We start from the raw sequence: 12,809 nt of genomic DNA on the forward strand, positions 1-12,809 counted from the left end.
GGAGCCGTCAGGCGGTGCCGGTCGGTTGCTCGGCCCGGCGCATCCAGAACGCGCCGGTCGGCAACCCGCGGAATTCCGCCGGTAGCGCCTCCGGGTGGCGGGACCAGAGCCACGAGGTGAAGAGGAGTACCCGCCACGCCGCGTTGTCGGTGAGGAAGGCCCGCAGCAGATAGACCTCGGTCCAGTCCCGGCCCTCCCGGAGCCACCGCTCCGGATATTCGAACGGCCAGTGGATGTCGTGGACGTGCACGATCACCCCGGGACGCAGCGTCGGCAGGACGTGCAGCAGCAGCCAGACGACGTCCGAGCCGGCCTTGGCCACGTGTGTCGAGTCGATCAGGAGGATGTCGCCGGAGTCGAGCCGGGCGAAACTGGACCGTTCGACGTCCTGGACCCGGCGCTGGATCAGGTCGACCCGGTCACCGGGACGCAGCCGGGAGCGCAGCCGCTCCGGATGCGGTTCGACGCAGGTGATCCGCAGGTCCGGCAGGTACCGCTCGGCGACGTCAAGGGCGACCGCGGTGGAGTACCCGGAGCCGACCTCGATCAGCCGGGCCGGCCGGTGATGCCGGAGCATCGCGTGCAGTACGGCGGCGTCGGCGCGGCCGTACATCCCGTTGTGGTCGTGCCAGCGGTCGCTGGGGAGTTCGCGCATCAGCGGGCCGAGTTCGGCGGCCAGTCCGAGCTGGTCCCGTTCTCGCAGGTCGACGCCGACCGGGGTCAGTTCACGCCAGCCGATCGCGGTGGCCCGGTCGGCCAGCGAGGTGGCCGGCGAGTAGAAGTGCCCGGGTTTCACGTACGGCGGTGTGCTGAGGGCGGCGCTGATCCCCCGGGCACGCCGGACGACCTGCGTCTGGAACTCTCCAACAGCCATGCGGGGAATTCTGTCCTTTATGACGATACTTTTGCTAGTAGTCCGCAAAATCGGAGTTTCCGTGCTTATCGGACTGGCCCGGTACGACCCGGCGAGCCTTCGCCGGGCAGAATGGGCCGGGTGACGATCCGGGCCGCCCTGGCACCGCTGACCAGCGGCGCCACCTACCGCCGAGGGGTCTTCCTGCTGCTCGGCGGGGTGCTGCTGTTGCCGTACCTGCTGCTCGTCACGGTCTTCGTCGAGATGCTGCGCACCGACGAGGTACCCCGGGCGGCCGTACTGCTGCTGGTCGCGGTGGCGGCGGCGATCGCCGCCGTACCCCTCTTCCTGCGCGGTACCCGGGCGCTGGAGATCGCCGCCGCACGTACCCTGCTCGACGTCGAGCTTTCCGAGCCGGCCGCCGACGGCGGGATCGACCGGGAGACCCGGCTGCGCTGCGCCCTCTGGATCGCTGTCCACCTGGTCTCCGGCGGCCTGGTCGGGTTCGCGCTGATCGCGGCCCTGCCGATGGCGCTGCTCTTCCTCTTCGTGCAGCTCGGCATCGGCACCGAGGCGATCGACGGGTTGCAGATCGGTCCGCTCGGCGACTGGCACCGGGGCTGGCTCAGCCTCGTCGGCGTCGGCCTGCTGGTGCTGCTCGGCTACGCCGTCGCCGGACTCGGCGCCCTGGCCAGGCTGATGGCGCCGGTGCTGCTCGGCCCCTCCCAGACCGAGCGGATCGCCGCGCTGGAGCGGCAGGCCAGCCGGCTCGCCGAACGGAACCGGTTGGCCCGGGAACTGCACGACTCGGTCGGTCACGCGCTCACCGTCGCCACCCTCCAGGCGGCGGCCGCCGGAGAGGTGCTGGAGACCGACCGGGAGTTCGTCCGGCGGGCGCTGCGGGCGATCGAGGAGACCGGCCGGGCGGCGATGACCGACCTGGACCACGTACTCGGACTGCTCCGCGAGGGCGACGCCGAACGGTCCGGCGGCGCCGGACCGATGGAAGACGACGGCCCGGCGGGGGACGGCGGCCGGGCGCCGCAGCGTACCCTCGACGAGCTGGACCGGCTCGTCGCCGACACCCGGGCGACCGGGCTCGCGGTCACCGTCGAGCTGGCCGGCGACCTCGGCGCGGTGCCGGCGGTGGTGGCCCGGGAGGGCTACCGGATCGTCCAGGAGGGACTGACGAACGCGGCCCGGCACGCCGGCCGGCGACCGGTGACCCTGCGCGTCGCGGCCCGGGACGACGCCCTGGAGATCGAGCTGGTCAACGCGCTCGACGAGCCGGCCGGGACGGCCCGGACCCGCCTCGGCCCGGGACGCCCGCCGGGACAGCGGCGGGGGCGCGGGCTGGCCGGCATCCGGGAGCGGGTGGTCCTGCTCGGCGGCCGGGTCAGCGCCGGTCCGGAGGACGGCGACTGGCGGATCGCGGTCTGGCTGCCGACCACGACGGACGGGCGGCCCGGGAACGGAGCGGACATGACCAGCGGAACGGAGCGGACATGACCATCAGGGTGCTGATCGTCGACGACGAGGAGCTGATCCGGGTCGGCCTGCGGGCCATCGTCGACGCGCAGCCGGACCTGACCGTCGTCGGCGAGGCCGCCGACGGGGCCGAGGTGCCGCCGCTGGTCGGCAAGCTGCGGCCCGACGTGGTGCTGATGGACGTCCGGATGCCGGCCATCGACGGCATCCAGGCCACCCGGCACCTGCTCGCCACCTCGGCCGAACCGCCCCGGATCCTGGTGGTCACCACGTTCGAGAACGACGAGTACGTCTACCAGGCGCTCCGGGCCGGCGCGCACGGCTTCCTGCTGAAGCGGGCCCGCCCGGCCGAGGTGGTGGACGCGATCAGGGTGGTCGCCAAGGGCGAGTCGCTGCTCTTCCCGGCGGCACTGCGCCGACTCGTCGCGGCGTACGCCCCCGGCAACCCGGCCGGCGACCGGCTCGATCGGGCCCGGCTGACCGAGCGGGAGGGCGAGGTGCTGCGGCTGATGGCGACCGGACTCTCCAATTCGGAGATCGCCACCGAGCTGGTACTCGGCGTCGAGACCGTCAAGACGCACGTCGGCAACGTACTGGCCAAGCTCGGTGCCCGGGACCGCACCCAGGCGGTGATCGCCGCGTACGAGGCGGGTTTCGTGGTGCCGTCGTCGAACGGCTGAAAATTCTCCGCTCCCACGCGCAACCCGCCCCGGATCCGGTGCGCACCTATCCGGTGAGAGGAGCGGGATGCGAAGCGACGACGAGGATCGACGCGACGAGGATCGACGCCAGTTCAGCGAGTACTTCGCGGCGCGGCGGGACGTGGTCCGGCGGTCGGCGTACCTGATGTGCGGGGACTGGCACTGGGCCGACGACCTGGCCCAGGCCGCGTTCATCCGGCTCGCGTCGGCGTGGCACCGGGTACGCGACCAGCAGGCGCTGGACGCGTTCGTGCGTACCTGCCTGGTCCGGTCGTACCTGGCGGAGACCCGCCGGGTGTGGCGGCGCCGGGAACGGGCGGTTGCCGAGCCGCCCGAGTGGGCCGGGCCGGACGACGACGCCGAGAGCGTCACCCGGCGGGTGGTCTTCGCCCGGGCACTCCGGGAGGTGCCGCCCCGGCAGCGGGTGACGCTGATCTGCCGTTACTACCACCAGCTCGACGTCGCCGAGACGGCGGCGGTGCTGGGTTGCTCGGAGGGGACGGTGAAGAGCCAGACCGCCCGGGGCCTCGCCACGCTGCGCCGGGTGCTCGGCGACGCCGTACCCGCGCGGAGGCTGGTCTCGGTGACGGAGTCAGAGACGTGACCGAGTGGAGAAGAGGAGACGACGAGATGACCGACCTGCGCGAACTCTTCGAGGACGCGGCGCAGGCACCACCGCCCACCCGGTTGCTCGCCGACGAGGTGTTCGCGGCCGGCCGGCGTCGACTGCGGCGACGTCGTACCGCGATGGCCGGCGCGGCGCTCGCCGTGACCGCCTGCGCGGTCGCCGCCGCCTCGGTGGTGGCGCTGCCCGGCAGCGGTGCGGGCCCGGCGCCGGTCGACGACCGGGTGGCGGGCGCGGCGGCGACCGGTACGCCCGGGGTGTTGCCGCATCCGGGGCGGATCCAGTGGATGCGGGCTGCCGACTCGCAGCATCTCTACCTGGCGCTGTCGACCTGCTCGGGCGGGCCCTGCAAGACCGTCTGGCAGCTCGTCGGCTCGGACGACGGCGGGCGGACCTGGACCGAGCGCGGTGCGCCGGCCCAGTTCGCCGAGGCGCTGGTGCTCGGACCCGACCTGCTGCTCGTCGACCGGCCGCCGGCCCCGCCGGGGGGCGGGCGGTGGACGCTGGAGGCCAGCCGGGACGGCGGGCGGAGCTGGCAGCCCACCGGTACCGGCCCGACGGTGCCGGCGGTGGCACCCGGCAGCTTCGCCGTCTGCCGACCCGACCCGGACGCCGAACCCGACGGTACGGCGACCCCCGGCTCGGAGCCGTGCCGGGTGCACGCCTTCGACCCGGTCACGAACCGGGTCTCGCCGCTGGCCGAACAGCCTGCGCAGATCCTGGTCGACCGGCAGGTGATCGCGGAGTCGAACGGTCGGCTCTGGGCGCCGGGCTTCGACCGGGAGTCGGCCCGGCCGGCGGTCGCGACGAGTACCGACGGCGGGCGGAGCTGGTCCAGTCACACCTTCGCGGAGATGTCGGCCTGCGGAGCCGAGAGTTGTCCACTGGTGCAGATCTCGGTCGGCCCGGACGGGGTCGACTACGCCGTCGTCACCGACGCGCAGCGCCGGGCCGTCTACCGGCACACCTCGGCCGGGGGCTGGCAGCGGCGACCCGGCGCCGACCAGATCCCGTTCGAGCCGGCCGATCCGGGGTCGTTCGTCACCCCGGACGGCAGCCACGTCGTCTACCAGGCGACCGAGGGTCGGGGCGACTCGATCAGCACGTACCGGTTCTGGGCCGCCCGGCGGGGCGGGGAGGGCTACCAGCAGGTCGAACTGCCGGGGCTGCCCCGGATGTTCAGTCCGGTGCTGCGGGCCCGGGACGGCTGGCTCTACGCCCGGGGCGACGGCGACGTCAGCTACGGCTCGGCCGACGGCTGGACCTGGGTACCGCTGAACCGGCGCTGAGCACACCGCACCCCCGTCCCCGCCCCGGCTGTTCCGGAAAGCGGGGGCGGGGGTGTGCCGTTGGGTCGGGTCAGTCAGTTCACGGCGAGGGTCTGGATGGTGATCCCGACCTTCGGCGCCCCGCCACCGGCGGAGATGGAGTTGTCGTGGCCACCGGCGGCGACCCGGTCCACCACGTCGAGACCGGTGGTGACGGTGCCGAACGGGGTGTAGAGGGGCTGGAGCCCGCTCGTACTGTCCTGGAAGATGATGAAGAACTGGCTGCCGTTGGTGCCCGGCTCGCCGGTGTTCGCCATCGCCACCACCCCCCGGCCGTACTGCGCGCCGCTCAGGTTCTCGTCGGCGAACCTGTAGTCCGGCCCGCCCATCCCGGTGCCGCTCGGGTCGCCGCACTGGAGCACGAAGATCCCCTCCGTGACGAGCCGGTGGCACCGGCTGCCGTCGAAGAACTTCTGCCCGGCGAGGTGCTGGAAGCTCGCCACCGTGCACGGCGTGCGGGACCGGTCCATGCTGATCGCGATCTCGCCGAGGTTGGTGCTCAGCCGCATCGTGGCGGTGCCGGTCCGGGGTGCCGCGTCGAAGTCGGGCAGCCCGACCGCCCTGGTCTGGTCGTGCGCCGGGGTGATGCTGCCCGCGCACTGCGCCGACGCGGTGCGCGTCCCCGGGCTCGGCGTGGCTCCCGGGCCGTCGCCGCCCGCCTCCGAGCCACTGTCGTTGCCGAGCTGCACGTAGTAGACCACCAGGCCGGCGCAGCCGACGCCGAGGCAGAGCACGATCGCCACGGCCGCGGCGACCAGGCCGATCACCAGCGGGCGCCGGCCGCGTGCCGGTTGCGCCTGCGTCTGGTACGGCGCACCGGGCGGGACGCCACCCGGGGGCATCGCGCCGGGCGGCGGCCCGTACGGCGGCTGCGGCGCTTGCCCGTACGGTCCTTGTGGTGGCGGCCCGTACGGTGGTTGCCCGGACGGCGGGGGTTCGGCGGGGGGCTGGCTCACCGGGTCAGCCTACCGATCGGGGTCGATTATCACCCGGGTCGTCCGGCGGGGACTCGTCGGAGGTCGGCGTGCCGGCCAAATTCCTGGCCCGAATTGCCTGGTCATGGCAGTATGCCCGGTCGTGACAGACCTCGACGCCATCCAGATCACCACGCTCGCGCAGCGGCCCGAGCTGACGGGCCGGATCTACGAGATCACCGACACCTGGCCGGTCTTCAGCAGCGAGGACCTGATCGCGAGCGCACTGCACCTGCGGGTGCCCGGGGAGTTCCCGGAGTACTGCGTGGTGGCCACCGACGGCGACCGGGTCGTCGCGCGAGGGTTCGCCGTCCCGTTCAACGCCACCCTGCGGGGCCGGGAGGAGATGCCGGCGCAGGGCTGGGACGTGGTACTGGTGTGGGCGTTCAACGACCTGCGCCGGGGGAACGTACCGACCATCGCCAGCGCGTTGGAGATCACGATCGACGTCGACTACCTCGGCCGTGGCCTCTCGCATCGCATGGTCGCCGCGCTGCGCGACGCGGCCGGCCGGCAGGGCCACGAGGTGCTGCTCGCCCCGGTCCGCCCGACGGCCAAGCACCTGCATCCGCAGCTGCCGATGAGCGACTACATCCGTCAGCGGCGCGACGACGGCCTGCCGACCGACCCGTGGCTGCGGGTGCACGTCCGGGCCGGCGGCACGATCGAGAAGGTCGCCCCGGCGTCGATGACGGTGGCCGGGTCATTGGCCCAGTGGCGGGAGTGGACCGGGCTGCCCTTCGACCGCGACGGCGACATCGAGATCCCCGGCGGGCTGGTGCCGGTACGCTGCGCCCTCGCCCACGACTACGCCGTCTACGTCGAACCCAACGTCTGGGTACGCCACCGCACCTGAGCTATCGCCGGGACAGGTCTCCGACGAAGGCCCGCCAGGCGTCCGGCCCGAAGGTCAGCGCCGGTCCACCCGGGTCCTTGCTGTCCCGCACCGCGACGACGCCGGCCAGATTGTCGGCGACCTCCACACAGTTGCCGCCGCTGCTGTTGCTTCGGCTGCTTCTGCGCCAGCGGGCTCCGGTCAGGTCCATGTCTCGGCCACCTCTGCGATCAGGTCGAGCGACTGCTGCTGCGGCAGCGCCACGCTGCGGATGGTCTCCCAAATATCGATCATATGACGCACGAAGTCCGACCGGTCGTCCATGTGGCCGTGCCAGTGCCCCTCGAAGTAGACGGCCGGTTCGCCAGCCGGCGGGGTGGCGAGCACGAACGGGCCGTCCAGCCCGGCGTATGACCCGACCGAGGCCGGAACCACGTGGATCCTTACCTGTGGCACGGTGGTGCCAACTTTGACCAGGTGCAGCAGTTGTTCCCGCATCACTGTCCGGTCACCGATCTCCCGGCGGAGCACGAACTCGTCCAGGACGAAGGTGAGCAGGGGCGGCTTCGGCCGAGCCAGGATTTCCTGCCGGTCCAACCGGGTGGTCACCTGCTCCTCGATTTCCTCGCCTGAGAGCAGCCCTGGCCCGGAGAAGACCGCCCGGGAATATGCCTCGGTCTGCAACAGCCCCGGCACGTAGGCCGGCTCGAATGACCGCAGCGCTTTGGCTTCCTGCTCGACGCCGGCCCACTCCCGGAAGTACTGCACGACGATCTCCCGGCTGATCCGCTTCTGGATCCGTACGAAGCGGCCGTCGGTGTTGAAGACCGTGTCGCAGCGCCGGGCGAAGTCGAGGCTTGGTCGGCGTTCGCAGCTCTCCACCTTGGCGACCATCGGCTGGGAGTAGTTGATCGCCTCGGCCAGCGCCGTCTGGGACATGCTCGCGGCGGACCGGGCGAGCCGCAGCTCCTCGGCGAAGTGTTCGAGCATCGGAGACCGTTCCATATGACTCCTCCATGACGAAGGGCGTACAGGCGGGATAAACGCGGATACGCACGGGTCGTACCGATCGAGAAGCTCCTCAGCGTAGTGCCATCCACAGCAGAGTGTCACTAGCGGAACCGCTCGGAGCCATGGCCTCGGAAAGGACGGGCGGAACCGCGCGGGGGCCGTCGGTCTCCCTTCCCCGCCCGAGGCGGCCCCCGCATCCAAGCCGAGGAGGTAGCTGTGAGCTGGTTTCGACGTACGCCGAGAATCCACCGCCGGGACTGGCGACGGCTCTGGCGGTACTGCCGGTGCGGGCACCCGTGGGGTTGTCTCGGCACCCTTCCGCCGACCGTGCCGACGGCGGAGCCGCCGATGCCGCAGCCGCCCTCGCCGAGACCGTCGGTGCGCGGCCGGGTACGCCCGGCGAACCGTGGTGGCTACCTGCGTGACCTGAACGTGCCGACGCGGGTTCGACGGTGACCGAGCCGGTGCGCGCCGACCGGCCGGAGCCGGCGGTTCGTCTCGACCCGCAAATGTCCACCGAGGATCTGACGCAGGTTAGGGCTCGGCCGTAACTGGGAACGGCACGTCAACCCCTTGCCGCCCCTGTGGCGGCCCGTTCCCTGGAGTTGCCGTGCAACCCAAGAAACTCGACATGCGTACGGCGAACCTCTGGCTCGCCACCCTGCTGCCGTTCTTCATCGCCGTGGCGGTGGGAGTACCGCTGCTGACCGGCGTCGACGGTACCGCCGAGCGCGTGGTCCGGCTCGTGGTCGTGCTGCTCTGCGTCTGTGTCTGCGTTCCGGCCGGCTGGTCGTTGGCCCGGGGTCGCCGACGTGCGGGCCGGTCGTGAACCGGGAGGTCTCCGAAGTCTCGCGAATGAGGTAGCGCTGCCGGTCCGTGTGCCCGCCGGACCCGCCGCCCGGATCGGCGGCCGAGCCGACCCGGGCGTTCCGGTCAGTCGGGCAGTCGGGCGAGGGACAGCTTGGCCAGGATCTCGTCGACTGTCTCGTCCGGCGTCTGGTCGGAGTTGTCCAGCCAGAGGCCCAACCGGGGAGTGTCGTCGCGTACCGCCGAGTCGAGCGACTCGACCGTCCACTCGCCGTAGCCCCGCTTGGCCCGGCCCCGCTCACGCCGATGGATCACCTCCGGGCGCGGCACGAGCACGACCGCGTAGCGCGGGCGGGTGGCGACCAGGTCCAGGTAGTCGGCCCAGACGGGGCCGAGGACGACATCCTGGAGTACGGCGGTGAAGCCGGCCCGGGCGTAGCCGTCGGCGGTCGCCGCCGCGAGCTGGTACCGCAGCCGGAGTTGCGCCGCCGCCTCGTCCGTCTCCTCGGGTGTGAAGCCGCGGCGACCCGACACGATCATGCGGCGGAAGAGGTCGCCCCGGACGTGCGCCGCCCGGGGCAGCCGCTCGGCGAGGCGTTGTGCCACCGTGGACTTGCCGGCGGCCATGGCCCCGGTCAGCACGACGACGGCGGACGACAGATCGATCATCTCGGGGGACGAAGCTACACCATGACCAGGTAGGACGCCCGCGAATCCGGTTCGGCAGTGGGTGAACAACCGCGACTTCGGGCTGGTCAGGCCGTCCGCGAGCCGGTTAGCTGGGAGTGCGAGGCAGTAACCAGGCAATACGTGGGAGGAACGCCGCCGTGCCACCGCCGCCCGAGGAGGTCATCGCCGGCCAGGCCGTCTACAACCGGCTGGTGCTCGCCGGCTACGACACGTTCGTTCTGGGCTTCTCCTGCCGACTCGTCTGGCGGTGCGCCAAGCGGCACATGCTGGACAACTACCAGCGCAACATCGGCGCTCGGCACGTGGAGTTCGGCGCCGGCACCGCGTACTTCCTGGACCGGTGCCGCTTCCCGACCGCGACCCCCGAACTGACCCTGGTCGACCTCAACCCGACCGTGCTGCGGGTCAGCGCGGCCCGGGTGGCCCGCTACCGCCCGGCGGTGGTGCAGGCCGACGTGCTCCAGCCGATTCCCTTCGACGACGGCAAGCTCCGCAGCGGCCACCACGACTCGGTCGGGGCGAACTTCCTGCTGCACTGCCTGCCCGGCTCCTGGTCGGAGAAGGCCGCCGTCTTCGACAACGCGGCTGCGGCGCTCCGCCCCGGCGGTCGGATCTTCGGCAGCACGATCCTCGCCTCGGGGGTGCCGGTCAACGCGACCGCACGGCGGCTGATGAGGCTCTACAACGCGCGGGGGATCTTCCACAACACCGACGACGACCTGGCCGGGCTGCGCTGGCAACTCGACCAGCGCTTCACCGACATCCAGCTCACCGTACGCGGCTGCGTCGCCCTCTTCGAGGCCACCAAGCCGGCGTCGACGAAGGATCTTGTCGACTGACTCAGCGACCGAGAGCAGGATCGAAACCAGGCTTCGATTGACCGCCAGAGCTGGGCGCCGTTCTCGCCGACCTTGTATTAGCGTCAGAGCTGTGACAGATCGTGTTTCGCCGTACGAGCCCCTGACGCTGGAGCGCCTCGGGGCACTGCTTGCGGGGGCCGACGAGGCGCGACGGTGGCGGCTCGTGGCGGAGTTCCTGGAGGAGTACCGCTGGGAACCCGTTGACTCGCGGACAGATCTGTTGAGTGCGGAACCGGTTCCCACCGGCGACGAACACTGGGACGTGTTTCTCGCGGCTCTGGCGGAGCATCTGTCGGCGAAAGACGGACGTGGTGCGCCGCAGTGGGTTGAGTCCCGTTCGTTGCGGCGGTTCTGGTTCCCCTTCAATACCCGTGCGGCTCGGGTCGATGCGATGGTGCACGCACCAGCCGCGTTCCGACGTCGCGGTGTCTATGTTGCCGCCCACGAGCTGAACGTCGCGTGAGCGCCGCCGACCCGCTGTTGGACCGCGCCGCGATCGAGGATGCCTTTCGCCGGCTGGGAGATCGGCTGGCCCGGCGTGGGGTGATCGCAGATCTTTACGTTTTCGGTGGCGCGGCCATGGCCCTGGCCTACGATGCCCGTCGGGCGACCCGTGACATCGACGCCGTGTTCCAGCCGCATGGCATAGTGCTCGACGAGGCCCGAGCGGTCGCCGACGAACTGGGCCTTCCGCACTGGTGGCTCAACGAGCAGGCGAGTGCTTATGTAGCGCCCGGCGGCGATGCGACGGCTCCTCGTGTCTTCGATCACCCTGGGCTGCGGGTTGCGGCGGCGTCTCCCGAGCATCTTCTGGCATGAAAGTGCTTGCGGCGCGGCGTCGGGACGCCGAAGACATTCGATTCCTGGTCGAGCGCCTCGGGCTGACCAGCGCCGAGCAGGTACTCAGGCTATGCGGGGAGATTTTTCCCGAGGAAGAGGTTCCGGGCCGGGCGAGGCTGGTTCTTGATGACGTGTTCGACGAGCAGTAGCTGCGCCGTGCGCCGGCAGAAATGGGCCGGTTCAGTGGGCTGAAGCCGCGTCGAACCGGGCGCCGTACGCGCCGGCGCCCGTGCCGGGCTGCCCGGAGAGGTACGCCCTGTTGGTTGAGGTCAAGCCTCTCCCTCTGCGAGGGGAACCGGCTCACTCCGGGACGTGAGGTCTGCGCCGCCGCGAGCGCGGATGGTGTGGGGAAGCGGGCGCGGCAGGTTCGCCGGCCCGACACGTCGAGGAGGCAACGACGATGCCCCGTACCGAACCGATCGACCGGACGGCCACCCGGACCGCGCCGGAGCCGTACCAGCACCGGCACCGGGTCGGCTGGCTGGCCGTCGGCGCGACCGCGCTGTTCGGCCTGCTCGCGCTGGTGTGGAGCGTCACCGGTCGCGGCTACCCGTTCGGCGCCGCCGACCCGGACGGCTCCGGCAGCCTGCTCTGGCGGGTACCGGCCAAGGTCGGGGCGCCGGTCTTCGCGGTGCTGCTGCTCGGCGCGGCGGTCACCGCGCTCGCCATGACCGGTCCGCACGCGGTACGCCTGCGCGGCGCGGCCCGGCTCGTGCTGCTCGGCTACGGCTGGCTGGTGGTGGCCGGACTGCTGCTGGTCGTGCCGGACGTGCAGGTGCTCACCTATCTCGGGTACGCGCCGATGCTGATCGGCGGGCTGCCGTTCGGCTGGCCACCGGTGGAGTACTCCGAACTCTTCACCCTCGCGCTCGGCTACAAGGTGTTCTCGGTCGCCGCCGGGCTGCTGCTGGCCCGGACGATACTGTCCTGGCAGTTCCGTACCGCCGGAGCCTGTGGCCGGTGCGGGCGCCGGCCGGGGGCCGAGGGGTGGACCTCGGCGGAGTCGGCGGCCCGCTGGGGGCGCCGGGCGGTCGGGGTGGCGGCGGTGATCCCGGTGCTGTACGCGGTCGTCCGGCTCGCCTGGGCGGTCGGCATCCCGCTCGGCATCACCGACGAGTTCCTGCGCGAGATGCACCGGACCGGTCTGGTCTGGGCCGGCGCCGGGCTGGCCGCGTTCGGGCTGGTCGGTGCGGTGCTCACCCTCGGCCTGGTGCAGCGGTGGGGCGAGCGGTTCCCGCGCTGGATGATCGGGTTGGCCGGCAGGCGGGTGCCGATCACGCTCGCCGTCGTCCCCGCCACCGGGGTCGCGGTCGCGATCACCGCCGCCGGCCTGGCCCTCTACGGGCAGCCGGAACTCCTCGACGAGTTGCGCGACAGCACCCTGATGGTCGTCCCGATGCTGCTCTGGCCGGTCTGGGGTGTCGCGCTCGGCGCCGCCACCCTCGCCTACCACCTGCGCCGCCGGGGCGGCTGCCCCCGCTGCTGACCGATCAGTGGTTCGGGTCAGTGCTCCGGGTCAGTCCTTCGGGCGGGAGCGGAACGTGCCGACGATCACACCGCCGAGCACGCCGAACGCGATCCCCAGCCCGATGTTGTCGATCAGGAGGCCGAGGAGCACGCCGAAGGAGACCCCCAGGCCGATCGCAATGCCGAGCTTCGTCCCGGTTTCACTCGGTGTACTCATTCATCCTCCCCGTTCTCGCGGATCCGCCGGTACCGCTCGGATCTTGACGGTACCGGCTGGATCTTGACCGGTCCCTTCGCGCACCGCGATCGCCACGATCGAGAGCTAGCGTA

General features: G+C 71.8%; 18 protein-coding genes. 12 read left to right on the forward strand and 6 right to left on the reverse strand.

Features of this window, described 5'->3' with window-relative positions; all coding sequences use genetic code 11:
• Window positions 1-7: 7 nt before the first annotated feature.
• Window positions 8-874: a class I SAM-dependent methyltransferase gene (locus tag C6W10_RS11955; RefSeq protein WP_107258125.1), complete on the reverse strand. Its 867-nt coding sequence runs from the start codon at window positions 872-874 to the stop codon at window positions 8-10.
• Between the two features lie 120 nt (window positions 875-994).
• On the opposite strand from C6W10_RS11955, the gene C6W10_RS11960 reads away from it, so the two are divergent.
• The 4 genes from C6W10_RS11960 to C6W10_RS11975 all read left to right on the forward strand — a co-directional run bounded on the left by C6W10_RS11960 (window position 995) and on the right by C6W10_RS11975 (window position 4,956).
• Entirely contained in the window at window positions 995-2,362 is a 1,368-nt protein-coding gene (locus tag C6W10_RS11960) for a sensor histidine kinase (protein WP_107263879.1), read from the forward strand.
• Window positions 2,359-3,021, forward strand: a complete 663-nt coding sequence (locus C6W10_RS11965; protein WP_107258126.1) for a response regulator transcription factor — start codon at window positions 2,359-2,361, stop codon at window positions 3,019-3,021. Before C6W10_RS11960 ends, C6W10_RS11965 begins: the two co-directional genes overlap by 4 nt.
• Before the next feature lie 67 nt (window positions 3,022-3,088).
• A complete protein-coding gene (locus C6W10_RS11970) occupies window positions 3,089-3,646 on the forward strand; it encodes a SigE family RNA polymerase sigma factor (RefSeq protein ID WP_107258127.1) in 558 nt (185 codons plus the stop codon).
• Between the two features lie 26 nt (window positions 3,647-3,672).
• On the forward strand, window positions 3,673-4,956 hold the full coding sequence (locus C6W10_RS11975) for a sialidase family protein (RefSeq protein ID WP_107258128.1): 1,284 nt from the start codon (window positions 3,673-3,675) through the stop codon (window positions 4,954-4,956).
• A 74-nt stretch (window positions 4,957-5,030) separates the two neighbouring features.
• Here C6W10_RS11975 and C6W10_RS37965 read toward each other — a convergent pair whose 3' ends face one another.
• Complete coding sequence (locus C6W10_RS37965) at window positions 5,031-5,951, reverse strand: peptidylprolyl isomerase (RefSeq protein WP_234361719.1); 921 nt, start codon at window positions 5,949-5,951, stop codon at window positions 5,031-5,033.
• 121 nt (window positions 5,952-6,072) lie between these two features.
• Between C6W10_RS37965 and C6W10_RS11985 the strand changes: the two genes are divergently transcribed.
• On the forward strand, window positions 6,073-6,825 hold the full coding sequence (locus C6W10_RS11985; protein ID WP_199853916.1) for an N-acetyltransferase: 753 nt from the start codon (window positions 6,073-6,075) through the stop codon (window positions 6,823-6,825).
• 1 nt (window position 6,826) lies between these two features.
• Here the strand turns inward: C6W10_RS11985 and C6W10_RS11990 are convergent, their stop codons facing one another.
• Window positions 6,827-7,015 carry a DUF397 domain-containing protein gene (locus C6W10_RS11990; RefSeq protein ID WP_107258130.1) on the reverse strand — a complete coding sequence of 63 codons (189 nt, stop codon included), beginning with the start codon at window positions 7,013-7,015 and terminating at the stop codon, window positions 6,827-6,829.
• On the reverse strand, window positions 7,006-7,809 hold the full coding sequence (locus C6W10_RS11995) for a helix-turn-helix transcriptional regulator (RefSeq protein ID WP_107258131.1): 804 nt from the start codon (window positions 7,807-7,809) through the stop codon (window positions 7,006-7,008). The genes C6W10_RS11990 and C6W10_RS11995 overlap by 10 nt, the downstream gene beginning before the upstream one ends.
• 222 nt (window positions 7,810-8,031) lie before the next feature.
• On the opposite strand from C6W10_RS11995, the gene C6W10_RS37245 reads away from it, so the two are divergent.
• The gene (locus tag C6W10_RS37245; protein WP_159079315.1) at window positions 8,032-8,271 is read left to right on the forward strand and encodes a hypothetical protein; all 240 of its coding nucleotides are present in this window, start codon (window positions 8,032-8,034) and stop codon (window positions 8,269-8,271) included.
• Window positions 8,272-8,425: 154 nt separating this feature from the next.
• A complete protein-coding gene (locus C6W10_RS12000; RefSeq protein WP_159104552.1) occupies window positions 8,426-8,644 on the forward strand; it encodes a hypothetical protein in 219 nt (72 codons plus the stop codon).
• Window positions 8,645-8,748: 104 nt separating this feature from the next.
• Here the strand turns inward: C6W10_RS12000 and C6W10_RS12005 are convergent, their stop codons facing one another.
• Window positions 8,749-9,291 (reverse strand): AAA family ATPase, encoded by a 543-nt coding sequence (locus C6W10_RS12005; protein ID WP_107258133.1) that lies wholly within the window; start codon window positions 9,289-9,291, stop codon window positions 8,749-8,751.
• 158 nt (window positions 9,292-9,449) lie between these two features.
• Here C6W10_RS12005 and C6W10_RS12010 point away from each other — a divergent pair, with 158 nt between their 5' ends.
• The 5 genes from C6W10_RS12010 to C6W10_RS12025 all read left to right on the forward strand — a co-directional run bounded on the left by C6W10_RS12010 (window position 9,450) and on the right by C6W10_RS12025 (window position 12,498).
• Window positions 9,450-10,151 (forward strand): class I SAM-dependent methyltransferase, encoded by a 702-nt coding sequence (locus C6W10_RS12010; RefSeq protein WP_107258134.1) that lies wholly within the window; start codon window positions 9,450-9,452, stop codon window positions 10,149-10,151.
• Window positions 10,152-10,242: 91 nt separating this feature from the next.
• Entirely contained in the window at window positions 10,243-10,635 is a 393-nt protein-coding gene (locus C6W10_RS12015; protein WP_107258135.1) for a hypothetical protein, read from the forward strand.
• On the forward strand, window positions 10,632-10,991 hold the full coding sequence (locus C6W10_RS12020; RefSeq protein ID WP_107258136.1) for a DUF6036 family nucleotidyltransferase: 360 nt from the start codon (window positions 10,632-10,634) through the stop codon (window positions 10,989-10,991). The genes C6W10_RS12015 and C6W10_RS12020 overlap by 4 nt, the downstream gene beginning before the upstream one ends.
• A complete protein-coding gene (locus tag C6W10_RS37250) occupies window positions 10,988-11,161 on the forward strand; it encodes a hypothetical protein (RefSeq protein ID WP_159104553.1) in 174 nt (57 codons plus the stop codon). Before C6W10_RS12020 ends, C6W10_RS37250 begins: the two co-directional genes overlap by 4 nt.
• Window positions 11,162-11,412: 251 nt before the next feature.
• Window positions 11,413-12,498, forward strand: a complete 1,086-nt coding sequence (locus tag C6W10_RS12025; protein WP_107258137.1) for a hypothetical protein — start codon at window positions 11,413-11,415, stop codon at window positions 12,496-12,498.
• Window positions 12,499-12,528: 30 nt separating this feature from the next.
• Here C6W10_RS12025 and C6W10_RS37970 read toward each other — a convergent pair whose 3' ends face one another.
• Window positions 12,529-12,696 (reverse strand): hypothetical protein, encoded by a 168-nt coding sequence (locus tag C6W10_RS37970; protein WP_199853342.1) that lies wholly within the window; start codon window positions 12,694-12,696, stop codon window positions 12,529-12,531.
• Window positions 12,697-12,809 lie beyond the last annotated feature (113 nt).

Origin of the sequence: Plantactinospora sp. BB1 (assembly GCF_003030385.1) — a bacterium.
Lineage (GTDB): Bacteria > Actinomycetota > Actinomycetes > Mycobacteriales > Micromonosporaceae > Plantactinospora.

Coding starts and splice junctions, on each gene's coding strand:
- C6W10_RS11955 (WP_107258125.1), bottom strand. CDS start 874: ATGGCTGTTGGAGAGTTCCAGACGCAGGTCGTCCGGCGTGCCCGGGGG.
- C6W10_RS11965 (WP_107258126.1), top strand. CDS start 2,359: ATGACCATCAGGGTGCTGATCGTCGACGACGAGGAGCTGATCCGGGTC.
- C6W10_RS11970 (WP_107258127.1), top strand. CDS start 3,089: ATGCGAAGCGACGACGAGGATCGACGCGACGAGGATCGACGCCAGTTC.
- C6W10_RS11975 (WP_107258128.1), top strand. CDS start 3,673: ATGACCGACCTGCGCGAACTCTTCGAGGACGCGGCGCAGGCACCACCG.
- C6W10_RS11990 (WP_107258130.1), bottom strand. CDS start 7,015: ATGGACCTGACCGGAGCCCGCTGGCGCAGAAGCAGCCGAAGCAACAGC.
- C6W10_RS11995 (WP_107258131.1), bottom strand. CDS start 7,809: ATGGAACGGTCTCCGATGCTCGAACACTTCGCCGAGGAGCTGCGGCTC.
- C6W10_RS12005 (WP_107258133.1), bottom strand. CDS start 9,291: ATGATCGATCTGTCGTCCGCCGTCGTCGTGCTGACCGGGGCCATGGCC.
- C6W10_RS37250 (WP_159104553.1), top strand. CDS start 10,988: ATGAAAGTGCTTGCGGCGCGGCGTCGGGACGCCGAAGACATTCGATTC.
- C6W10_RS12025 (WP_107258137.1), top strand. CDS start 11,413: ATGCCCCGTACCGAACCGATCGACCGGACGGCCACCCGGACCGCGCCG.
- C6W10_RS37970 (WP_199853342.1), bottom strand. CDS start 12,696: ATGAGTACACCGAGTGAAACCGGGACGAAGCTCGGCATTGCGATCGGC.